The 22344-nt window shown below is 64.0% G+C and carries 23 protein-coding genes and 1 tRNA gene; 14 read left to right on the top strand and 10 right to left on the bottom strand.

Features of this window, described 5'->3' with window-relative positions; genetic code table 11:
• Window positions 1-55 precede the first annotated feature (55 nt).
• The 10 genes from AC3LCN_RS02305 (at window position 56) to AC3LCN_RS02260 (ending at window position 12509) form a co-directional block, all read left to right on the top strand.
• Window positions 56-742 carry a 2-dehydro-3-deoxyphosphogluconate aldolase gene (locus tag AC3LCN_RS02305; protein ID WP_488648473.1) on the top strand — a complete coding sequence of 229 codons (687 nt, stop codon included), beginning with the start codon at window positions 56-58 and terminating at the stop codon, window positions 740-742.
• Window positions 739-2001 carry an NAD(P)/FAD-dependent oxidoreductase gene (locus AC3LCN_RS02300; protein WP_488648472.1) on the top strand — a complete coding sequence of 421 codons (1263 nt, stop codon included), beginning with the start codon at window positions 739-741 and terminating at the stop codon, window positions 1999-2001. The genes AC3LCN_RS02305 and AC3LCN_RS02300 overlap by 4 nt, the downstream gene beginning before the upstream one ends.
• Before the next feature lie 315 nt (window positions 2002-2316).
• Window positions 2317-4143 (top strand): biosynthetic-type acetolactate synthase large subunit, encoded by a 1827-nt coding sequence (ilvB, locus tag AC3LCN_RS02295; protein ID WP_488648515.1) that lies wholly within the window; start codon window positions 2317-2319, stop codon window positions 4141-4143.
• Window positions 4140-4691, top strand: a complete 552-nt coding sequence (gene ilvN, locus AC3LCN_RS02290) for an acetolactate synthase small subunit (protein WP_488648471.1) — start codon at window positions 4140-4142, stop codon at window positions 4689-4691. Before ilvB ends, ilvN begins: the two co-directional genes overlap by 4 nt.
• The gene (ilvC, locus tag AC3LCN_RS02285; RefSeq protein WP_488648470.1) at window positions 4688-5737 is read left to right on the top strand and encodes a ketol-acid reductoisomerase; all 1050 of its coding nucleotides are present in this window, start codon (window positions 4688-4690) and stop codon (window positions 5735-5737) included. The genes ilvN and ilvC overlap by 4 nt, the downstream gene beginning before the upstream one ends.
• On the top strand, window positions 5734-7374 hold the full coding sequence (locus AC3LCN_RS02280) for a 2-isopropylmalate synthase (protein WP_488648469.1): 1641 nt from the start codon (window positions 5734-5736) through the stop codon (window positions 7372-7374). The genes ilvC and AC3LCN_RS02280 overlap by 4 nt, the downstream gene beginning before the upstream one ends.
• A gap of 56 nt (window positions 7375-7430) precedes the next feature.
• Window positions 7431-8546, top strand: a complete 1116-nt coding sequence (leuB, locus tag AC3LCN_RS02275; protein ID WP_488648514.1) for a 3-isopropylmalate dehydrogenase — start codon at window positions 7431-7433, stop codon at window positions 8544-8546.
• Window positions 8543-10204, top strand: a complete 1662-nt coding sequence (gene cimA / locus AC3LCN_RS02270; protein ID WP_488648468.1) for a citramalate synthase — start codon at window positions 8543-8545, stop codon at window positions 10202-10204. The genes leuB and cimA overlap by 4 nt, the downstream gene beginning before the upstream one ends.
• On the top strand, window positions 10201-11037 hold the full coding sequence (locus AC3LCN_RS02265; RefSeq protein WP_488648467.1) for a prephenate dehydratase: 837 nt from the start codon (window positions 10201-10203) through the stop codon (window positions 11035-11037). Before cimA ends, AC3LCN_RS02265 begins: the two co-directional genes overlap by 4 nt.
• 35 nt (window positions 11038-11072) lie before the next feature.
• Window positions 11073-12509: an aldehyde dehydrogenase family protein gene (locus AC3LCN_RS02260; protein ID WP_488648466.1), complete on the top strand. Its 1437-nt coding sequence runs from the start codon at window positions 11073-11075 to the stop codon at window positions 12507-12509.
• Window positions 12510-12514: 5 nt separating this feature from the next.
• On the opposite strand, the gene AC3LCN_RS02255 is transcribed toward AC3LCN_RS02260, so the two are convergent.
• Window positions 12515-12883 carry a hypothetical protein gene (locus AC3LCN_RS02255; RefSeq protein ID WP_488648465.1) on the bottom strand — a complete coding sequence of 123 codons (369 nt, stop codon included), beginning with the start codon at window positions 12881-12883 and terminating at the stop codon, window positions 12515-12517.
• 121 nt (window positions 12884-13004) lie between these two features.
• Here AC3LCN_RS02255 and AC3LCN_RS02250 point away from each other — a divergent pair, with 121 nt between their 5' ends.
• A complete protein-coding gene (locus AC3LCN_RS02250) occupies window positions 13005-13820 on the top strand; it encodes a hypothetical protein (RefSeq protein WP_488648464.1) in 816 nt (271 codons plus the stop codon).
• A 41-nt stretch (window positions 13821-13861) separates the two neighbouring features.
• Here the strand turns inward: AC3LCN_RS02250 and greA are convergent, their stop codons facing one another.
• Both greA and AC3LCN_RS02240 read right to left on the bottom strand, forming a co-directional pair.
• Window positions 13862-14332 (bottom strand): transcription elongation factor GreA, encoded by a 471-nt coding sequence (gene greA, locus AC3LCN_RS02245; protein ID WP_488648463.1) that lies wholly within the window; start codon window positions 14330-14332, stop codon window positions 13862-13864.
• A 10-nt stretch (window positions 14333-14342) separates the two neighbouring features.
• Complete coding sequence (locus AC3LCN_RS02240) at window positions 14343-14735, bottom strand: hypothetical protein (RefSeq protein ID WP_488648462.1); 393 nt, start codon at window positions 14733-14735, stop codon at window positions 14343-14345.
• Between the two features lie 240 nt (window positions 14736-14975).
• On the opposite strand from AC3LCN_RS02240, the gene AC3LCN_RS02235 reads away from it, so the two are divergent.
• A complete protein-coding gene (locus tag AC3LCN_RS02235; protein WP_488648461.1) occupies window positions 14976-15857 on the top strand; it encodes a hypothetical protein in 882 nt (293 codons plus the stop codon).
• Window positions 15858-15862: 5 nt separating this feature from the next.
• Complete coding sequence (locus tag AC3LCN_RS02230) at window positions 15863-16117, top strand: glutaredoxin family protein (protein WP_488648460.1); 255 nt, start codon at window positions 15863-15865, stop codon at window positions 16115-16117.
• Here the strand turns inward: AC3LCN_RS02230 and AC3LCN_RS02225 are convergent.
• The gene (locus tag AC3LCN_RS02225; protein WP_488648459.1) at window positions 16114-16791 is read right to left on the bottom strand and encodes an HAD family hydrolase; all 678 of its coding nucleotides are present in this window, start codon (window positions 16789-16791) and stop codon (window positions 16114-16116) included. The genes AC3LCN_RS02230 and AC3LCN_RS02225 overlap by 4 nt on opposite strands.
• 35 nt (window positions 16792-16826) lie before the next feature.
• Here AC3LCN_RS02225 and AC3LCN_RS02220 point away from each other — a divergent pair, with 35 nt between their 5' ends.
• On the top strand, window positions 16827-17897 hold the full coding sequence (locus AC3LCN_RS02220; protein ID WP_488648458.1) for a lipid II:glycine glycyltransferase FemX: 1071 nt from the start codon (window positions 16827-16829) through the stop codon (window positions 17895-17897).
• Here AC3LCN_RS02220 and AC3LCN_RS02215 read toward each other — a convergent pair.
• The 6 genes from AC3LCN_RS02215 to AC3LCN_RS02190 form a co-directional block, all read right to left on the bottom strand.
• A complete protein-coding gene (locus AC3LCN_RS02215) occupies window positions 17894-18445 on the bottom strand; it encodes a hypothetical protein (RefSeq protein WP_488648457.1) in 552 nt (183 codons plus the stop codon). The genes AC3LCN_RS02220 and AC3LCN_RS02215 overlap by 4 nt on opposite strands.
• The gene (locus AC3LCN_RS02210) at window positions 18442-18912 is read right to left on the bottom strand and encodes a phosphoribosyltransferase (RefSeq protein WP_488648456.1); all 471 of its coding nucleotides are present in this window, start codon (window positions 18910-18912) and stop codon (window positions 18442-18444) included. Before AC3LCN_RS02210 ends, AC3LCN_RS02215 begins: the two co-directional genes overlap by 4 nt.
• A 1-nt stretch (window position 18913) precedes the next feature.
• The gene (locus AC3LCN_RS02205; RefSeq protein ID WP_488648455.1) at window positions 18914-20098 is read right to left on the bottom strand and encodes a trans-sulfuration enzyme family protein; all 1185 of its coding nucleotides are present in this window, start codon (window positions 20096-20098) and stop codon (window positions 18914-18916) included.
• Window positions 20099-20116: 18 nt separating this feature from the next.
• Window positions 20117-20192, bottom strand: a tRNA-Gly gene (locus AC3LCN_RS02200).
• Window positions 20193-20289: 97 nt separating this feature from the next.
• Entirely contained in the window at window positions 20290-21237 is a 948-nt protein-coding gene (locus tag AC3LCN_RS02195; protein WP_488648454.1) for a Gfo/Idh/MocA family protein, read from the bottom strand.
• Window positions 21238-22263: a Gfo/Idh/MocA family protein gene (locus AC3LCN_RS02190; protein ID WP_488648453.1), complete on the bottom strand. Its 1026-nt coding sequence runs from the start codon at window positions 22261-22263 to the stop codon at window positions 21238-21240.
• Window positions 22264-22344: the final 81 nt, after the last annotated feature.

Below are 22344 nucleotides of genomic sequence, written 5' to 3'. Positions count from 1 at the left end.
ACCAGAGGGCGAAACTCACCCTAGCCCCGCGAGCCACCACTGAAGGAGAGGGTGAATGCGTGCCGACCAGGCGCGGGCAGCGTGGGATACTGCCGCCATGGAAGCGAAGGTATTTGGCCCACTCTTCTCGCGCGTCGGAATCCTTCCGGCGGTCGCCGCACAGGATGCCGCGGTCTTGTCGGCATGGGCTGACGCTGCGCTCGATGCCGGTGTGCCAGCGCTTGAACTCTTCCTGCGTGGCGAGGGGGCGGAGGCCGCGGTGACCGCAGCGATCGCCTCCCTACGCTCCAGCCACCCAACCCTCGCAGTGGGCGCGGGTAGCGTGTACGACGCCGCGACGGCGCAGCGCATGATCGATGCCGGTGCACGATTCCTCGTCTCGCCAATCACCGACCCCGCAACGGGCGCCGCCGCCACCGCCGCCGGGGTCGATTGGCTCCCCGGTGCCTTCACGCCAACCGAGATCGCCCTCGCCGAACGATCTGGCGCCACCTACGTGAAGCTCTTCCCCGCGGCGGCGATCAACGCTCCGGCATTTATTCGCGCAGCGTTGGCACCGAGCCCAACCAGCAAGATCGTGCCAACGAACGTAGGGCTCGACGAGATCGCCGCACTGGTGGCCGCTGGCGCCGCTGGATTCGGCGTTGGGCCGCGACTGCTCGACGGCGCTGATCCGCGCAGCGCAGCGGCGATCGCAGCTCGGTTGCGTGCCGCTCGCGTGGCCGCCGGACACCCCGCGTGATCGTCGACAACAGCGCTCTCCCAACCTACGACCGTAATGACGGAGCACTTCCCGCAAGTGTCGACCTCGTCGTTATTGGAGCAGGCGTTGCAGGTGCCGCGACCGCGTACTTTGCAGCACGCGCCGGACTCAAGGTGTTGGTGATTGAGCGCCGCAGCAGCATCGCATCGCTCACGACCGCCGCATCAACGGGCGCGTTTCGCTTGCAGCACGACAACGCCGATGAGCTTGCACTCGTACAAGAGGGCTTGGCCCTCTATCTGAACTTTGCCGAAGAGTCGGGGCTCACGGGATGGAACCTCGACATTCGTCAGCAGGGGTATCTCTTCTGCAGCCGCACCGAGGCGAGTGCTGCGAAGGGGCGAGAACTCGTTGCTCTGCAACGAACATTCGGCCTCACCGATGTGGAGCTGTTGAGCGGTGACGAGGCGCGTGCTCGCTGGACATATCTCTCTCCTGAGATTCGACAGGTGCGCTTCCGCGCGGGTGACGGATTCATTGATCAGGTGGCACTCACCCACGGATATGCGGCGGCGTCGTCACACGCGTCACACATTAGTGGCGCCAGTGGCTCTGGCCATGCCACCTATGCACTGGAGACAACCGTCACCGGATTCGTGCGGGATGCGAGCGGTGGCGTGACGGGGGTCACGACAAACCGGGGTGCGGTACATGCGCCGCAAACGGTGATCGCCGCCGGTCCGTGGAGTGGCGTCGTCGCCAAGCTCGCCGCTCTCGATCTGCCGATCGCGCCAACGATTCGCCAGAAGCTGGTCATGCCAAACCTGCCGGTGATCGATCAGTCGGGGCCGATGACGATCGATGATGAGACGGGATCGCACTGGCGACCGGCCCTCGCTGGGGCATTCGCGTTGCGCACCGACCCGACAACGCCCGTCGGTGAGCCGCTCCTTGAGGTGCCGACCGACGAGGCGATGGCTCACGCACTTCTCGATCCAGCATCACCAACATCGCTCGCCCTGCTGGCGCCCTTCTGGCGCGATGTCTGGCGCGACGGTCCGCCGGCGTGGCGCCTTCAGGCGGGACAATATGAATACACCCCAGATCATCGACCCTTCCTTGGGCCAACCGATCAGGCGGGGCTCTTCGTGAACACGGGCTACTCGGGTCACGGGGTCATGTGTAGCGCTGGCGGGGCCCGCCGCACTGTCGACCTGCTGCTAGGGCGCGCCGCAGCAGCCGAAGAGCCGCTCCGTGTGGGCCGACCGATGGCCTCGCGATCACGCGACGTTCTTTGATCGCCTACACAGGCTCTGGTAGGCTGCACCCATGACAAATGGCGCACTGCTCTTGACTCCAGTCTTCGGTACTCTCTTTGTGCTCTTCGGGGCCCTTATTGGGGGCATTAGCAACCTACTCGGGCTGCTTATTCAGCCCCGGCGGGGCTGAGGAGACCAGAGGCGCGGAGATACCGCCCGAAGGAAACTTCAGAGCCCCGCCAAAGAGGCGGGGTTTTTTATTAACGAAGTGAAGGGGGATCGATGACACAGGCAGGTCACGTACCAGGCGCAGGAACTCCGGCCGCGAGTGCTGCAGAGCGCGCGCGACGTGACATGTTGCGCGATGCCCGCATCACCGCTCGTGACGGCGTACGCCCACGCATCGGCGCCGACGCACTCTGCGAGGCGATCCTGCTGCAGGGGAGCGACACCATCTGGGGCTATCCAGGTGGCGTGATCCTGCCGCTCTATGACGTGCTCGTTGACCACCCCGAGCTGCGCCACATCTTGGTCCGTCACGAGCAGGCGGCCTCGCACGCTGCTGATGGCTACGCACGCGCCTCTGGCAACGTTGGAGTGTGCCTGGGCACCTCTGGCCCTGGTGCCACCAACCTCGTCACCGGCATTGGCACCGCAATGCTCGACTCCGTGCCGCTCGTGGTGATCACAGGGAACGTTCCAAACGCCCTCATCGGCAAGGACGCCTTCCAAGAGATCGACATCACCGGCATCACGCTGCCAATGACGAAGCACAACTATCTGGTGCGCAGCGCCGATGAGATTCCGCACGTGATTGCTGAGGCATTCCACCTTGCGCGTAGCGGACGACCTGGGCCGGTGCACGTTGACATCACCAAGGATGCGCTGATGGGCCAGACCACGGCAACGCACCCCTCGGCCGCCGATGTTGAGGCGGGGCTCCCTGGCTATAAGCCGAAGCTCGATGGTCATCCACGTCAGATCAAGCTGCTCGCGGGGGAGATCGCTGGTGCAAAGCGTCCGGTCATCCTTGCGGGGCATGGTGTGCTGATCGCTCATGCAGAACGCGAGCTGCTCGAGTTGGCCCGCGCGGCGCAGATTCCAATCACCTGGACTCTGCTCGGCATCGGCGTCATTGATGAAACCGACCCGCTCGCCTACGGCTACATGGGGATGCACGGCTGGAAGCATGTGAACCGTGCGATCCAGTCGGCTGATCTTCTGATCGGCATCGGCATGCGCTTCGATGACCGCGTGACGGGGAACGTGCGCACCTATGCGCCGAAGGCGAAGATCGTGCACATCGATATTGATCCGGCGGAGATCGGAAAGAACGTGGTTGCCGATCTGCCAATCGTGGGCGATGCGAAGCACGTGCTCGACGCGCTCCTCCCACTCATCACCAAGGTGGATCCAACCAATCGAGTCGACTACTTTGCCGAACTTGCAACGTGGCGCACCGAGAGCGAAGCCTCGTCGTGGCACGGCTCTGGCGGGTTCCGTGACGGGGTGCTCTCAGCCGACTTCGTTGTTGAGCGCGTTGCAGCAGGCTCAAACTTCGATGCCAACCTCACCGCCGACGTGGGCCAGAACCAGATGTGGGTCGCTCGCTACGGCGGATTCCGCCGTGCCAACTCGCACCTCTCATCGGGTGGACTCGGCACCATGGGCTTCGCCCTCCCCGCGGCAATGGGCGCCGCCGTTGCGGTACCAGACAAGGTCTCGTGGGCAATCGCTGGCGATGGTGGGTTCCAGATGACTTTGCAGGAGTTGGCAACCATCGTGCAAGAGCGCATCCCCGTAAAGATCGCGCTGATGGACAACAAGAAGCTCGGCATGATTCGCCAGTGGCAAGAGATCGTGTATGGCGGTAACTACCACTCCGAGGAGTTGGCGGGACCTGATTACCTGAAGTTGTGTGAGGCGTACGGCCTCCCTGCGTGGAAGGTCGCTAAGCCTGAGGAGGTTGATGCTGCGGTTGCCGCAGCGCTAGCCGCTGATGGCCCAGCGCTGATCTGGTTCGAGATCGCCGAGCGACAGAACGTTTACCCGATGATGCCGGCGGGGAAGGGTCTCTCCGACCTGATCGACAAGTGGGGCGATGACGGCGAAGACGCGACGGACGGGGCCAGCGGCCCGCGTGTGGACCCCACAGATCCGCAGAGCAGAGGCGCGAGGTGAGCACTGGCTCAACGGCGCGGTCTCTTCCAGGCTCGGGTGAGGAGCGTCGCCACCTGATCGTGGCAATCGTCAACAACAAGCCGGGTGTGCTGAACCGCGTGGCGAGCCTGATGCGCGCGCGTAACTTCAACATTGAGTCGCTCGCCGTCTCGGTGACGGAGCGCAGCGACACGTCGCGCATGACCCTCACGATCGTCGGCGATGAGGTGCACGTGGAGCAGGCTGCGAAGCAGCTCTACAAGCTGATCGATGTGCTGAAGGTGCAGGATGTGACCGACGAGTCGATCGTCGAGCACGAATTCGCCCTGATCAAGGTGCGCGCAACCAAGCGGACGCGTCCCGAGATTGTGAGCGTGGCGGAGATGCATCGCTCCAAGGTGGTCGACCTTGGTGATGAGGCGGTGATCGTCGAGGCGGTTGGGGACCCAACCGAGATCGACACGTTGGTCGAGCTCCTTCGGGAGTTCGGAATCAAGGAGCTGGTGCGAACCGGCTCAGTAGTGATGTCCCGCGGCAGCGGGTCAATTGAGGAGCAGGTGAAGCGATGAGCGTGAAGATGTACTACAGCGCCGAGGCGCCACTCGAGGCCCTGAAGGGTCAGGTCATCGCCGTGATCGGGTACGGCAGCCAGGGGCACGCCCACGCTCGCAACCTGAAGGAGTCGGGGCTCACCGTCATCATCGGTCTCAAGGAAGGCTCGAAGAGCCGCGCCGTTGCCGCCGCTGACGGCTTTGAGGTCTTCACCGCCGCCGAGGCGACGAAGCGTGCCGATGTGGTGATGATCGCCGCGCCAGACACGGCGCAGAAGGCTCTTTATGACAGCGAAATCGCAGGCAACTTGAAGAAGGGTGCACTGCTGCTGTTTGCTCACGGCTTCAATATTCATTTCGGTCGCATCAAGCCAGCCGAGGGAACCGATGTCGGCATGATCGCGCCGAAGGGGCCAGGCCACCTCGTGCGCTCCGTCTACGTATCCGGCGGCGGTGTGCCTGCGCTCTTCGCCGTTGGGCAAGAGGCGAGCGGCACTGCACGTGCTCGAGTCATGGCGTACGCCAACGGACTCGGCTGCACGCGCGCCGGAATCATGGAGACGACCTTCAAGGATGAGACCGAGAGCGATCTCTTCGGCGAACAGGCTGTGCTCTGCGGCGGCACCGCGCAACTCGTGAAGAGTGCGTGGGAGACGCTGGTTGAGGCTGGCTACGACCCAGAGCTCGCCTACTTCGAGACGATGCATGAGTTGAAGCTCATCGTCGACCTGATGTATCGCGGCGGACTCGACTTTATGCGCTTCTCTGTTTCTGACACCGCAGAGTGGGGCGACTACACGTCGGGCCCGCGCATCATTGATGCGTCGGTGAAGGCGCGCATGAAGGAGGTGCTCACCGAGATTCAGGATGGCACCTTCGCCAAGCGTTGGATTGCTGAAGATGAGGCGGGCCGTCCAGAGTACAAGCGCTTGCGCGCCGCAAACTCGGGCCACCCAATTGAGAAGGTCGGCAAGGCGCTGCGCCACCAGATGACCTTCTTGAATCCAGTCGAGGTCGACATGGATGGCGCACAGGGCGCCGCGGAGAAGGGCGCTGGCAAGTGAACGGGGCACCGGGCCCTGGCGTCGCCACCGGCGCCGTTCGCATCTTCGACACAACCCTGCGCGACGGTGAGCAGGCGCCTGGCGCCGGCCTCACCGTTGCCGAGAAACTGGAGGTTGCTCGACAACTCGCCAAGCTGAAGGTTGACGTCATTGAGGCGGGCTTCCCCGCAGCCTCTGAGGGCGACTTTGAGGCGGTGCGACAGATCGCCCTCGCCACGAAGGGGATCGGCATCGCCGCTCTTGCCCGCTGCAAGGATGGCGATCCGCAGCGTGCCATCGACGCGATCAAGGTGTCGGATCGACCACACCTGCATCTCTTTATCGCCACCTCCGACATTCACCTCACCTACAAGCTGCGCACCACGCGCGAGGCGGCACTCGCCGAAGCGGTGAAGTGGGTGAAGTACGCGCGCGAGAAGCTCGGTCGCGATGCTGAGGTGGAGTTCTCCGCCGAAGATGCGAGCCGCACCGATCACGACTACCTGCTGCAGGTATATGAGGCCGTGGTCGAGGCGGGCGCCTCAACGGTCAACATCCCTGACACGGTCGGCTACGCCATTCCGTCGGAGTACGCCGCGCTCACGAAGTTGGTGGTGGATCGCGTTGGACGCGATGCCACGATCAGCGTTCACTGCCACAACGATCTCGGCCTTGCGACCGCCAATACGTTGGCGGCGGTGCAGGCTGGTGCTCGTCAGGTTGAGGTAACGATCAACGGACTCGGCGAGCGTGCCGGCAACGCCTCACTCGAAGAGGTCGTGATGGCGCTGCGCACCCGACCAGGGCAGTTTGAGTCGCACAACATTCAAGTGCAGACGGAGCAGTTGACGTCGGCAAGCCGGCTCGTCTCGTATCTGACCGGATTTGCCGTGCAGCCGAACAAGGCGATCGTTGGCGCGAATGCATTCGCCCACGAGTCGGGAATCCATCAGGATGGTGTGCTGAAGAATCCGTTGACCTACGAGATCATGACGCCGCAGTCGGTTGGGCTGCTCGGCTCAAGCCTCACCATCGGCAAGCTCTCAGGTCGCCGTGGCCTGCAGGCAAAGTTTGCCGAGCTCGGTCACGACCTCAGCGGCGAGGCGCTCGATGCCCTCTACCGCGAGGCGATCGCCCTAGCCGATGTGAAGAAGGAGCTGACCGACGCCGACCTCCTTGCGCTCGTCGACAAGCGCGCCGCTACCGGTAGCGCCGCAACGATTGAGCTCCTGGACTGGAGCGTTGCCAGCTCGCGCGGCGGCGGTTCGTCGGGTCGCGTCGAGGTACGTGTGAACGGGGTCGAGGCTACGGCCGAGTCCACCGGCAACGGACCGGTAGATGCGCTCTATGAGGCGCTTGATAAGGCGGTGACCCCAACCCTCGGCTGGCGACCAATCCTCGCCGAGTACGAGATTCGTGCGGTCAGCGAGGGGGAGGATGCCCAGGGTCAGGTGACGGCGAAGTGTCGCCGCTCTACCGATCTTGATGCAGAGGGGAAGCCACTTCCGAACGTGCCGATCGTCACGGGGCAGGGCCTCTCCACGAACATCATCGATGCGTCACTCGTCGCCTACGTCTCTGCAGCGAACAAGCTCGCTGCGCTTGAGTCGGGGTCGGCAAGCGCGCCAACGAAGGGATCGCGCGAGGCGATGCAGTGAGCGAGACTCTAACGGCACCACTCTTCTCGGCGCTGCGCGACGGTGCTGCAGATCACCTGATCGTCACCATTCCAGGGGATGGAGTTGGCCCTGATGTGGTCGCAGCGGCGCGGCGCGTGCTCGATGCGGCAGGATCGAAGTTTGGCTTCAAGCTCGCCTGGCGCGAGATCTTGGCCGGTGGCTGCGCCATTGACGCGTACGGCGTTGCCGTTCGCGAAGAGGACCTGCTGGTTGCCGATACAGCCGACGCGCTGCTCCTTGGCGCCGTCGGCGGACCGAAGTGGGACAACCCGAACGGTACCGTCCGACCGGAGCAGGCGCTCTTCGCCTTCCGCACGCGCTACGAACTCTTCGCCAACCTGCGCCCAGTCACGATCTACCCAGAGCTCGCCGACGCTTCGCCGCTGAAGGCCGAGCGCCTGAAGGGCGTTGACATGCTGATGGTGCGCGAGCTCACCGGCGGTCTCTACTTCGGCAAGCCGTCGGGTGAAGAGGTAACGCCAACAGGGCGCCGCGCCGTCGACACGCTGCCGTATCACGAAGATGAGATTCACCGTGTCGCCGTGATCGCGTTTGAGTTGGCACGCACGCGACGAAAGTCGGTCACCTCAGTCGACAAGGCGAACGTCCTCTCCACCAGCCGACTCTGGCGCAAGGTCGTGACCGAGGTTGGCGCCGACTACCCAGACGTGAAGTTGGAGCATCGCCTTGTCGACTCCACCGCGATGCTGCTCGCCACCTGGCCAGCCACCTTTGATGTAGTTGTCACCGAGAACCTCTTCGGCGACATCCTCTCTGATGAGGCCGCCGTCCTCGCCGGCTCACTCGGCATGCTCCCCTCCGCCGCACTCGGTGCGCGACGTACCGCTCACGGCACCTTCGGCCTCTACGAGCCGATCCACGGATCCGCCCCCGACATTGCGGGGAAGAATCTGGCGAATCCGATCGGCACGATCCTCTCGGGGGCGATGCTGCTGCGCGAGTCGCTCGGCCGCGCCGATGCCGCCGCCGCCGTTGAGCAGGCGGTCGCCAACACCATCCGTATGGGCGTGCGCACCGCAGACCTTGCCTCAGGGCTCGACGCCGCTGGTGCCCGCGCCGCCGGCTTCACCCTTGCAGGCACCCGCGAGGCGACCGACGCCATCGTGGAGCAGCTGCTGAGCCTCAAGTGACAACCAGCGCCAGCGCCGCCGATCGGGAGCCGGTCCTCCTCTACGACACGACCCTTCGCGACGGCGTCCAGCGCGAGGGGCTGATCCTTTCACTGCAAGACAAGCTGCGCATCGCTCGTGCGCTCGACGAGTTCGGAATGCTGGCGATCGAAGGCGGTTGGCCAGGCTCCAATCCGAAGGACATTGAGTTCTTCGCCGCAGCGAAGAAGATTCGATGGGAGCGTGCACGACTCGCCGCGTTCGGCAGCACGCGCCACAAGTCGAATAAGCCTGGCGACGACGCCAACCTCAATGCACTCCTTGATGCCGAGACGCCGATCGTCACGATCTTCGGCAAGAGCTGGACGCTGCATGTGGAGGCGGTCCTCGAAGCGTCGCGCGTCGAGAACCTTGCGATGATCTCTGAGAGCGTCGCCTACATCGCTGAACGCGGGCGCGAGATGGTCTACGACGCCGAGCACTTCTTCGACGGCTTTGAGGCAGATCGTGACTACGCGCTCGATACCCTGCGCGCCGCACGCGACGCTGGTGCCTCAACGCTCGTCCTCTGTGACACCAATGGCGGCACACTCACCGGTCGCATGTCTGAGATCGTGAAGGATGCGCGCGCGACCCTTGCCGCCGACGCGGCGGCGAAAGAGATCGTGTGGGGGATCCACACGCATAACGACGCCGAGCTCGCGGTGGCGAATGCCCTTGCGGCGGTGGATGCTGGCGTGCGACACGTGCAGGCGACGATCAATGGCTACGGCGAGCGCGCCGGGAACGCCAATATGGTTTCCCTGCTCGCCAACCTCGCCCTAAAGACGCAGCACACCGTCGCCGGCGCCGGTCGTCTCGCCGATCTCTCGCACCTCTCCCACGAGGTGGCGGAGATTGCGAACCTCGCCCCCGACGATCATCAGCCGTACGTTGGCCGCTCTGCGTTCGCCCACAAGGGGGGTGTGCACGGTGCGGCACAGGTAAAGACGCCGCGTGCCTATCAACACATTGATCCAGCCCTGGTCGGCAACCGCGGGCGCCTCGTCGTCTCGGAGCTAGGCGGCAAGGCGAACACGGGGAGCCGCGCCGCCGAGCTTGGCGTGGAGCTCGCGAACTCGGGACTCGACTCAAAGACGCTCTCCACGCTCGTCAAGGAGATGGAGGCCGCTGGCGCAAGCTACGAGGGCGCCGAGGCATCGTTCCAATTGCTCGTGGAGCGCCACCGCCCCACCTACGTTGCCCCGTTCACCATCGTCGACTTTACCGTGATCGTGGAGCAGCGTGAAGGTGCGCCCGGGCGTGCCGAGGCCACCGTGCGCGTCGAGGTTGCGGGGGAGCGCCTCCACACCGCCGCCGACGGCAACGGCCCGGTGAACGCACTCGATCGCGCACTGCGCAAGGCGCTCGGCGCCTTCTATCCGCAGCTCGATGCGGTACATCTCGTTGACTACAAGGTGCGCATCCTCGACGGCTCGTCGGCGACTGGGGCGAAGACGCGTGTCGTCATTGACTCTGTCGCTGATGGCGAGTCGTGGTCGACCATGGGCGTCGGCGAGAACATCATCTCGGCGTCAGCGGCGGCCCTTGCCGACTCGCTGGAGTACGCACTGCGCCTGCAGGGCGGCGAGGTGTCACGTCGCTCAGAGCGCGACACGGTGAACGAGCAACCTTCATGAGCGAGGCGATCGCCTACGCCGGTGAGCCTGGCGCGTTCGCCGAGGATGCACTCCTCGCCTATTTCGGCGCTGCAGCCCCGTCGCTGGGCGTCTCTTCATTTGGTGACGTTCGCGGAGCCGTCCTTGGTGGGCGAGCGATCTACGGCGTGCTGCCAATTGAGAACCTGATCAATGGCACCGTGCGCGAGACGCTCGATCTTCTGCGCGACGGCGCACTCGAGATCGTTGGCGAAGTGGTGGTGCCCGTTTCGCTCGTCCTCGCCGCCCTTCCTGGTGTGATCCTTGAGCAAGTTGATCGCGTCTACAGTCACGCGCAGGCACTTGCTCAAGCCGAGGAGTTTCTGCGCAGTCGGCCCTGGGCACTCCTCACGACCTACAACACGGCGGGGGCCGGAGCGATGATTCACGAGCGGAGTGAGCGCGATGCCGCCGCTGTGCTCTCGCCACGCGCCGCAGTGATCCACGGACTCACCCCACTCACCGGTCCAATCGAAGGGGTGCAGGGGAATCGCACGCGCTTCTGGATCGTGCAGCGCGCGGGTGGGCCAGCACGACACGCCGAGGCCGGCCCAGCGCGCACCACACTCCTCGTCGGCCTGCGCAACGAGCCAGGCACGCTCCTCGCCGCACTGGCAGTGATTGCCAAGGCGGGCGTCAACATCAGCAAGTTGGAGTCACGCCCAAATCGGGTCGGGGAGTGGGAGTACATCTTCTGGCTTGACCTCGACGGCGCGGCCGACTCACCCGAGATATTTGGCGTGATGCAGGGGCTCGCCGACGTGACGCTGGAGCGCCGCATCCTCGGCAGTTACCCACGAGGCGAGGCGCTCTAATCACGCTGCGGCGCACGCCGCTAGACTCGCCCCATATGGAGCCGCAGAAGATCCTCGTCGCAGGCGCATGGGAGAGCTCGCCGAACCTCGTCGAGATTCGGTCGCCCTTCGACGGTCATCTGGTCGGTACGACCTACCTCGCCACGCCGGAACAGGTCGAACGCGCCGCCGCCGGGAGCGTCACCGGATTTACCGCGATGCGAGCGCTTGGCGCCTGGGAGCGTGGGGCAATCTTGCGCACCACCGCAGCAAAGATCACCGAGCGTCGCGAAGAACTGGCAGCCCTTCTCTCCGCCGAGGCGGGGAAGCCGATCCGCGATGCACGCGCAGAGATCGATCGTGGTGCGCTGACCTTCCGACTCGCTGCCGAAGAGGCGGAACGGATGATCGGCGAGACGATCCCGCTCGATCTGGCACCGGCGAGCAAGGGCCGCCTCGGCATCACGCAGCGATTTCCCGTTGGTCCAGTGCTTGGAATCAGCCCGTTCAACTTCCCGCTGAACCTTGCCGCCCATAAGGTTGCACCCGCCATTGCCGTTGGCTGCAGCATGGTGCTGAAGCCGCCGAGCGCCGACCCGTTGATCATGCTGAAGGTCGCGGAGATCCTCGTCGATGCTGGCCTCCCAGCTGGCGGGCTTAGTGTGATTCCAACCTCGCGTCCCGACGCGGATCGCCTGATTGAAGACGAGCGCTTCAAGGTGCTCTCGTTCACTGGGTCACCCACCGTTGGCTGGGCGCTGAAAGGGCGTGCGGGCAAGAAGCGCGTCATCCTTGAGCTCGGTGGCAATGCCGCCTGCATCGTAGATGCCACTGCAGATCTCTCGTGGGCGGTGAAGCGCTCGCTTGTTGGCTCATTCGCCTACGCCGGTCAGGTCTGCATCAGCGTGCAGCGCATCTTTGTACACGAGTCTGTGGCCGATGCCTTTGAGGAGCAGTTCGCCGCCGGTGCTGCGAAGCTGGTGCTCGGTGACCCGGCGAACGAGAAGACCAACCTCGGACCGCTCATCGATGATGGCGCCGCGGCGCGCACCGCGGAGTGGGTGAGCGAAGCGGTTGCATCTGGTGCGAAGGTGATTGCCGGCGGTGCCGCAGCAGACCCAAAGACCCCAAGACTCTTCGCCCCAACGATCTTGACGAACGTGCCGCGCGACGCGCGCATCTGCAGCGAAGAGGCCTTCGCCCCCGTAGTGATCATCGAACGCTTCAGCGACTTCTCAGCGGCCATTGCCGCGGTGAATGAGAGCCGCTTCGGACTGCAGTGCGGACTCTTCTCAAATGACCTGGCGCATGTTCGCGCTGCATTCGATCAGTTGGAGGTTGGTGGCGTCATAGTTAATGATGTGCCGACCTACCGCATCGACAACATGCCGTACGGCGGCGTGAAGGATTCCGGACTTGGTCGAGAGGGCGTGCGCTGGACGATGGACGAGATGACTGAGATCAAGCTGCTCGTTCTCGCCGACCCGCAGTAGCGGGGTTACCCGCCGAGTTCGTCGCCCCCTAGCGTTGAGATGCGGGCGAGCGCCTCACGTACCGCCCGTCGAGCGCGCTTGGCGCGCCGCTTCACGCGATCAATCTCTTGTGCGGCGAGCCGGATCAGGTCGCTGTGCTCGCCCTCCACGAGAATCTCGTGGTCGCGCAGGCCGTCGATGGGCGCCTGAACTTCGGGCGCTGACGTCGGTGTCGGGGGTGGAGTTGCCGCACGCCGCTCAGGGCGGAGCGGGGCAGCCGCTCGGCCGAGGAGTGCGGCAATCGCTCGCACCGCCTCTGGCGGCGCAGGCGTCTCCGTCGTCAGGAGTCGTGGGTCGGCGATTGACCTTATCGCAGCCTCTTTACGTTCGGCCATACACGTCCTCCTCGTTACTGTCGTACCTGTTGTCTCTCCATTCTCGCCGAAAGTGCCTTGGCGTGACGACGTCAACCATAGGTGGCGGATACGTGGGTGGAACGGGTGGTAGGCTCCAATCATGCCTGTTGAGTCTGTTGCGCGTTCACTCTCGTTCATCAACTGGGTGGTGGTGAGTAGCCTCGCAGGCGGGAGCCTGGCAGCCATCCTCCTCCTGACCCGCCGATCAGAGTCGACGCGCGGCTATCGGGGGTTCACTGTTTTTGCCGCCGGTGGCTGGTCCTTCCTTGCTTGGCTCGCAGACGGAGCACTTCCGATCCCCGCGGCAGATGCGCCGATCCATGCTGCTACCGCCGAGGTAGATGCGCTTCGAAGACTACTTTTGATCCTGGTCGCGTGCCTCGCCACACTCTGGATGCTTCGAATAGCGCGCGGTGGTGACGGTCGGCATGTCGGATTGATCACCGTTCTCACGGCGATCGCCGCGCAGCTAGTGGCGGCTGTTGGTTGGGCGCCATCGCCGCTAATGGCGGCGGCACTCGCGCTGCAACTACTCATCCTCTCCGTGGTCACTGGTGGCGCATTTGCGGCGATGATTCTTGCGCACTGGTATCTCGTCACACCGAAACTAGCGGAGGCGCCACTCCTTCTCCTGAGCCGAACGCTCGGTGTGGGGATCTCCGTGCAGATCGCCCTCTTTCTCGCCTGGCAGGCACTTGGATTGGGCGGCTTTGGTGCCGGGTGGGACTTCTTCGCCACCCTCCGGCTTGTGATCGGCCTGGTCTTTCCAGCGCTTCTCACGTATGCCGGCTGGCGCACTGCGAAGGCTCGGTCGATGGAGTCCGCGACGGGACTCCTCTACATCGATCTTGGTGCAGTCACGACGGGAACGATCCTTGCCGCGGGGCTCTTCTTCGGCGCTGGCATTCTCGTCTAACTCGGCACCCGCGCGCGGGGTGCGCTCGTGCGCTTCAGGAGTTAGGAGATCTTCTTGATGGTGTAGTTGATCTCGTTGCCGTTCGGCAGGGTAACGACGACCTTGTCGTTGACCTTGCGTCCGATCAGTGCCTTGCCGAGCGGGCTCTCGTTGGAGATCTTCGGCGGCTCACCACTCGGATCGGCCTCGGTAGAGCCAACGATCAGGTAGTCGTGGCTCTTGCGCTCGGCGGTCACGGTGACGGTGGAGCCGAGGGCAACCTCGTCGGTGCCGGCATGCTCGTCGATGATCTCGGCATTGCGCAGCTTCTCTTCGATCTCCAAGACCTTCCCCTCGATGAACGACTGCTCGTTCCGGGCGATCTCATAGTCGGCATTTTCGCGCAGGTCGCCCAACTCTTTCGCCGCCTTGATGCGCGCGATCACCGCTGGGCGCTGCGAATGGATCAGGTCATGCAGCTCGGCCTCGAGCGCAGCCTTCCCTGATTCCGTGAGGTAGACGGGTCCAACCATGCGGGGGAGTCTAGCCGTTCGCCGCCTGCGTGGCACCCTCGAGGCGCAGTGCGAGGGCCAGGATCGTCGTGAGCACGAGCATGGCCACCTGCGGGGCCAAAGGTCCCCCCGCCAGGATTAGGAGCACGGAGAGCCCCAGGCTCACGAGGATCTGGGCACGTGGGGTCCGACCCCCACCGACGGCTCGCACCACGATCGCCCCGATGAGGAGGAGGTCGAGCGCCCCGAGGGCGATTGTTGCGAACGAGGCGAAGGCCACGAGACGGTCGTACGTCCCCTCGGCTGGGATCGCCCCGCCCAGGAGGCCATAGGTCAGCGCCCCAGAGGCGATCAGGCCGACACCGCGAACGAACTCAGCGGTCGCCAAGGCGGCGTAGGTCACCAGCACCGATCCTCTCAACATGCAGAGGAGGGTAGCGCGAACGCGGCGGAGGCGACGCCGAGGGCGCATACTCGCCCCATGAGCAGATCGACACAACGCACAGCAACAGGGTCGCCCTAAAAGCTTGATGTTGTCATCTCTTCGCTCCTGCTGAACGCCGGCATCCTCCTCGCCCTGGTCACCTGGATCACGGCTAATCGGCTGGACCTCTTCTACTGGATCGGCAACGAGCAGCTGCGCACCGCCGCATCCATCTTGGCTGTGGGTGCCCCGGTCGCGGCTGTCGCCGCAGCTGCAGGTCGACTGAGTTCGCGCCTCCCCGTGGACCTTGGCACCGGCACACTCCTCGCGCTCATCGCGGCGCTCAGCACGGTGTTCACTGCAGCGGCCGTGCTGCGTTCAGTACTGCCGCTAGATGCAAGCTTCCTCGTGCGCCTGCTCCAAGAGGTTATCAACGCTGGAACAATTTTCCTGATGGCGCGCATCTTCGCTCGTCGCGCGCGACGGCTTCCCGACTGGATCAGCATTACTGGAGCGATCTTTGCTGTTGGGCTACTCCCTCTCGGTCTGCTCTCTCTCGGCGTCGAAACGCTTTCAACGTGGATCGGCGAGCCGCTCTCTCAAGAGGTGAATCCTCTCGCCGTTGTTTCCGCTGCAATGTACCTTGCAGCACTTCTGCCCGCGCTCTTCTTTGGGCGAGAGCTACTTCGCGCTGAATCGCCACGATTTCGCCCCGTCGAGCGCCGCTTCGTTGAGGTCTTCGCAGCTTTTGGTGTTGGTTCGCTCGCCGCGGTCTTAGTCCCGCGCGCAACAGCACAGCTCTATGACACGCTGCAGACCTGCACTGTCGAACCCTATGCCTGCGACCGCCTACCAGCGGAGTGGGTCATCATCGGCCTCCTGACTGGCTTTACCGCCTGGCGGCTTATTCGCAGCGCCGAACGCGCCAAGCAGCCGCTCCTCTGGATCGGTGCGCTCCCTCCCGTGTTGACGACCGCTATCGCGATCAACTGGTATCTCCCCGCAGGGCTCGGTGGGCTCCCGATCGCGGGGGCGCTGATCTCGATCGGCGGGATGCTCCTCTTGCGACGCGCTACGATGGCGACAGCGCCGCGCCCGCGGCGAGCATCGAGAGGGAGGTAGTACCCATGAGCGACGCCAAGAAGATCACCCTGTATGGCGCGGCCTGGTGCAGCGACTGCACGCGCTCCAAGGGCTACCTCGACGCACATCAGGTTCCCTATACCTATGTAGATGTGGACGCCGATGCGGCCGCCAAGGAGATGATTGAGACGTTGACCGGCGCGAAGTCAATCCCCGTGATCATCTTTGAGGATGGCTCGTACCTGATTGAGCCCTCCAATGCGGAGCTTGGCGCGAAGGCGGGCGTCCCTCAGAGCTAGCGCGCGGCGAGCGGTAGCTCGTCGAGGCTCGTTAGCACCAGGTCCGCAATCTCGGCTGCGCCCGTTGATGACGGCGCGCCAGGGAGCGGCACCACCACTACGCTCATCCCCGCCGCTTTGCCGGCGCGCGCGCCAGCCAGCGAATCTTCAATGGCGAGCGATCGCTCAGGCGCAATGTTGATGCGGCGACACGCCTCAAGGTAGACGTCGGGGAGCGGCTTGCCGCCAGCAACCTCATCGCAGCTGACGTACGTGTGCACGATGTCGGCAAGGCCGAGGAGTTCGATCAGCGTGGCGATGATGCTGCGCGGGCTCCCCGACGCAATCGCAACAGGGCCACGTGCGGCGGCGCGTCGCACAGCGGCAACTCCAGCTGGAATGACTTGTACGCGCCCGGAGCGATAAAGCCCCTCAAGGTGGTTGATGGTGCGCGTCGCAATCTCGTTGGCATCCGGATGACCAAGGATCTCGGCCATGGCGCCGCCCCACTGCTGCGTGTTCGCTCCATAGAAGCGATGGAAGTCCTCTTCGACGAGCCGACCGCCGACTTCGGCGGCGATGGCGAAGCGCGCCTCAGCCCAGAGTGGCTCGGTATCGCAGAGCACCCCGTCCAAATCGAAGACGACCCCGTCGGGGTTCAACACGTACGGCGGGAGGGTCTGATCTGCAGGCATAGGCGCAAGGGTAGCGGGGCGCGTACCCTACGCGCATGAGTCCTGTTATGCGAGAAGAGCCAAGCGCCTGGGGGGCACGCATTCGCGCCGCCGCCGCTAGTGGTGAACTTTCCGACCTCCCCTTTGTGCAACAGCCAGCCTGGGCCGCATCGAAAGCGCTCACCGGCTGGGAGTCGGTTCGCCTCGTGGCACAAGACGGTGCTGCATGGGCTGGCGCGCAGTTCCTGATCCAGCGACTCCCTGCCGGACTTGGCCGCATCGCCTACGCGCCACGCGGACCCATTGTTGTTGCGCCGAACGCGGAGCAGGCCGCGGCACTGCGCGCCGAACTCCTCGGTGGACTCTCCGAGCTGCGTAGTGACGGCGTCACGCTGGTACGCCTAGAGCCAGGTGAGAGTGCGCCGCTCCCCGATGAGGCCGATCAGGTCAACCCTGCCGATGCGCTGAGCGCCGACCTACGCGCGCCGTGGCTCGCTGCAGCATCAACCGCGCAAATCACACTGCATCGCGCACGACCGGTGCAGCCATCGACCAGTCGGCGAATTGATCTGACCACTGGAATGGAGAGCGTTCGCGCCGCCTGGCGCAGCAAGTGGCGGCAGTACGCGCGACATGCAACCGAGTCTGGCGTCACCGTGCGCGCCGTTGGCGCTGACGGTGCTGAGGCGCTCCACACGGCGATGTCATCAATTGCTGGGCGCACCGGGGTGAAGACGCGCAGCAGTGCTGCATTCGCGCACATCGTGAGTGCCTTCAACGGCGAGGCGGAGATCCTCATCGCCGAATCACCGTCGGGCGAAACGCTCGGCGCGCTCCTCGTAATCACCACGCCAACAACAACGACCGAGCTCTTCGGTGGCGCAACGAATGCTGGCAACGAGCTGCGCGCGCCAAATGCGCTCAAGGTCACCGCGATGGAGCGTGCCGTGGCGCGAGGGAGCGCCACCTACGACATGTGGGGGATCTCAACGCCGGGGATCGCGCACTTCAAGGCCGGTTGGGGTGGGGCACCGGTTGTCTACCCAGGTGCACTCGATGTGGATCTTGATCCGATTCGTGGGCCGCTCGTGCGCCTGGCGCTACGCCTGCGCGGATTCGGCGCTTAAGCTGAAGGGCGAGCCGTTCGGCTCGCCACCAGGGTGAGCAGGCCATTGGCCAGCACCAGACCCCAGATCAACTGCGGTGCTCCCGTCACGAGGAGGCCAAAGGCGCCGATAGCGCTAAGGAGCACCCCAAAAAGGAGCACCGCGCGACTCGAGCGTCGTGACCAGAGTGCTCGTGCAACCCAGAGCGGCGCGGCCCCTGCCAACCCGAGGGCAACCGTCGCAACCATGAGAAGGGCGAGGATCTGTCGCACCCACGCACCAAATTCCGGGAGGTTGTTCTGGTCGGCCAGGGTGGTGAGGATGACGGCGAAATCAATCTGGAACGTCTCCAAGATTGTGGCAACGTCGCTTCCGAGTTGGGCCGTAATCTGCGCACCGAGCGAGACCCAGGTTTGATCCGCGATATCAAAGGCTGCAATAGCAATGGCCACGAGACCAGCGAGGCCGGCGGCAATCAGCACAACTCCGAGCAGCGCATTACTGACGGCGGCGGCAATTTGCGCGATCCCGCGCGGAGTTTCCTTCGGCTCGTCCAACATGTAGCTCACTCGCCCCCCTTATACGGATAGGTGATCCAGCCATCGGCGAGCGCCGCGAAGAGGTCGGGGGCGCCAGGCACCTCGCTCTTGCTCGGCTTGTGATGAACGACGGCGGTGCGCACCGTAGCGCCTGCAGCGCGCGCGCGTTCCGCCACGAGGGCGAGGGTGCGGCCACTCTCCCAGACCTCATCCACGATCAGAATCGAGCGCCCCTTCAGTGATTCATCTGGTGGCATGCGTGTAATGGTCGGTTCTGGTCGCCGACCGGCGGCATCGTAGTGTTCGGCGACGGCAATGAGGAGGTCGCGAATGCCGAGCCGATAGGCGAGCATCGCTCCAGGCACCAGGCCGCCGCGGCTTATGGCAAGGATCGCTTCGGGGCGTTGATCTGCGGGGAGGGCTTGAATCTGCAGTGCGAGCGCCTCAACATGCCCGTTGAGCTCCTCCCATGTGAGGGCGACCGTCTCAGTGCTCACCTCAGCGGACGTGGTCGAGCGCCTGGCTGAAGTCGGCGATGATGTCGTTCACCGATTCAATACCGATGCTGATACGGAAGATTCCGCCGCGCTTTGGCATTGGGTAGACGAGTGTGTCGACCTCGCCGAGGCTCACACCCACGGCGCACATCTGCACGTGATCGCTGAAGGCGCGCATCGCGTCGAGCGGATCAACGCCGGCCGCCGCGCGTGGCTTGAATGAGAGCATGCCGCCCCACCCGTTGGTGAGCAGACGATCGGCGACCGCGCGATCTGGATGTGATGCGAGGCTCGGATGACGTACCCACTCGACCTTTTCGTGCCCCTCCAAGAACGCGGCAACTGCAGTGCCATTCGCCGAGGCGCGCTCCATGCGCAGTGGTAGGGTGCGCGCGCCGCGCGCGATCAGCCAGGAGTTAAATGGCGACGCCGCACCGCCGAGAAGATCGGTCTGGCGTCGGATCGGATCCACGAGTGCCTTGGAGCCAGCGGCAACGCCACCGAGCGCATCACCGTGGCCCGAGACCCACTTCGTGGTTGTCTGTAGCACCAGGTCCGCACCATGTTCCAGTGGGCGGAAGAGCACGGGGCTCAGGAAGGTGTTGTCGACCACCACAAGTGCACCGCCCGCGTGGGCAATCTTCGCGATTGCCGGGATGTCGGTGATGCGCATCCACGGGTTGGAGAGCCCCTCGCAGAAGATGATCTTGGTATTCGGCTTCATCGCCGCCTGTACCGCAGCGTGATCGGTGATGGGCACCGGTGTCACCTCAATGCCGCGGGAGGGGAAGTCTTCGGCGAAGAGGATCTGGCTGATGATGAAGAGGTCATCCGCAACAATGATGTGATCGCCGGACTTCAGGTGGGCGAGGAGCCCCGCGGCAATCGCCGACATGCCGGACGCAGAGGCGACCGCACTCTCGGCACCTTCGAGCTCGGCGAGCTTCTCTTCAAGTGCTGCCGTGGTGGGGTTATTGGTGCGCGTATAGAAGTAGCGTTTCGGCTCCCAAGCGAGCGCCCCGTCGACCGCTGCCTCCTTCTCGTCGGCCGTCTCGAAGGTGAAGGTCGCGGTCTGATAGATGGGGAGATTGTGGGCACGGGTCGTGGGGTCAGCGCTCTCACCGGCGTGGACCGCCAGGGTGTCAAGCGATGCGTTCTTGAGGGGCTTCTTGCCGTCTTTCGCCATGGCGAGATTGTAGGGGCTTGGAGCGGGAGACGAGGTTCGAACTCGCGACCTTCTGCTTGGGAAGCAGACGCTCTACCAACTGAGCTACTCCCGCGTGGGGGGTGAGGATAGCGTATGGGCCCGCCGTGCTGGCTCCGACAGGAAGGCGATACTCAAGCACCACGAGCCATGGGGGTGCCTCGCACGGGGGATCAGGTTCGCGTGGCGATCCGTTCGAGCTGCTGGGCAACAAAGAGGGTCGCCTCCAATGGTGCCGTGGTGTTTGCAGCGCCCTCTGTGATCAGAGCGAAGTCCTCGATCATGAGTTGGAAGGGGTCAACGGGTGCGAAAGTTTCCTCGACGCCAGCCAGGGTCAGAGCGCTCGGTGCGTGCCACGAGGTGAATGCCTCGCCCGTGGTGAAGTCAATCGTGGTGTCCGCGCCACTCACCTTAATGTGCTGCTCAGGAGATCGAGTGAAGGAGACGACCGACGTTGCGCTGATTGTTTTGTTGATCCGCGCCGTGAAGGAGGTCGTCATGTCAACGCCGCGTGCGCCAAGCTCCCGCTCGATCGTGTCGTAGTCGATCTGCGCCGTGTTTCCAGTCAGCGCCGACCAGAGATGCAGCTGATACGGGCCAAGGTCGAGCAGACTGCCACCACCCATCGCGGGGTCAAGGCGGTAGTTGTCGGGTGCATCCAGGACGAAGGAGAAGCCGGAGTCAATCGTGGTGATTGGACCGATTGCGCCACGTGCAACAAGCTCCGTGAGGCGGCGCATGCGGGGGTGCCACTTGAACCAGATCGCCTCCATCAACGTGCGCTGGCATTCGGTGGCGGTGGCGATCATGGCCTGGGCTTCACTTGCGGATGTGGCGAATGGCTTTTCGCAGAGCACGTGCTTGCCGGCTTTGAGCGCAGCGATCACCCACGCAGCGTGCAGGTGGTTCGGAAGGCTGATGTAGACCGCATCGACCTTTGGGTCGGCGAGGAGGGCGGTGTAGTCAGAGTAGGAAGTCGTGGCATTCAACGCTCGGGCTTTAGTGAGGTCGCGAGACGCCGCTGCCTGAAGGTGTGCACCTGGGCTGGTGTGAACGGCGGGAGCGAGCGCACGGGAGGCTACATAACCCGCGCCAATGAACCCCCAGCGAAGCGGTGCCATCTAGCGGCTGATGAGCGCGGGCCGAATAAGTGCACCGGAGGTCAGTGCGGACTCCTCGGCCGCCTGCATGATCGCAACGACATCGCGTGACTGCTCAGCGGTAACGGGCATTACTGTTCCGCTCTGCAGGTATGCGCCAACGCTTGTGTGGAATGACGTGGCTGGCCGATCCATGAGGGGAATTTGAGTGGCTGCACCATCCCTGTGCATCGTGATGATCGCTGGCAGATCGGCAACCGCGCCAGTCCCCGAAGTGTCCCAGTCGCCAACGATCGCCCCCTTGGTTCCAAGGACGTAGAACTTGGGCTTGCGCGCAGCGGCAAGGTCAGAATTGATGAAGGTTGCCTGCGCGTTTCCCTCGAAGTTGATGGTCACCTGCGCGTGGTCCGCATTCGTCGTGTGGTGCCAGACCCGCTTCTGATTGAGACCCGAAACGCTCTGAATCTTCGCAGGCACCACCGCCATGATCTGATCAATGAAGTGACTCCCCCAATCGAAGATCGCGCCACCTGAAACATCGGTCATCGAGTGCCATAGGGCGCACGGCTCGGAGTAACCGCCAACAAAACTTTCATAGGAGAACACCTCACCGATCTCTCCACGGTCAATCAGCGACTTCAAGGTGATGAAATCTCGGTCGTAGCGCCGATTCTGATAGACGACGAGCAGGAGTTGTTTGGCCTTGGCCAGAGCCATCAACTCATCGCACTGGTTAGTAGTTAGTGCCATCGGCTTCTCAAGAATGACGTTCAGGCCAAGCGTCAAGGCGCGCTGTGCCCACTTAAAGTGACTGTTTGGAGGCGTGGAGATCACGACAAGCTCGATCCCGGACCGTTCAAGCATCAGTTCGGCGTCGGTGAAGGTTTGAAGGTCGGGAGAGATTGCGAGGGCGGCGCTGATGCGATCCGGATTGGTGTCACAGACGGCGGTGAGGGTCAGCCCAGGCGCCGAGCGGATCGCGCGGTGATGCTCATCTCCGATCGCGCCGTAGGCGAGGAGCCCGACCTTGAATGTGGAGTCTGCCATTTGATGCTCCTTTCAGTGTTTGCGCAATTGTAGAGAAAGTGGGTTCTAGACGTGCGGTGGAGGGGTTGAAGGGAGCCAAGC

It is taken from the genome of Candidatus Limnocylindrus sp. (assembly GCF_040397215.1).
In the GTDB taxonomy this organism is placed as follows: Bacteria; Chloroflexota; Limnocylindria; order Limnocylindrales; family Limnocylindraceae; genus Limnocylindrus.
Note: the sequence above shows the minus strand (reverse complement) of the source record. Positions and strands in the feature narration are given on the sequence as shown.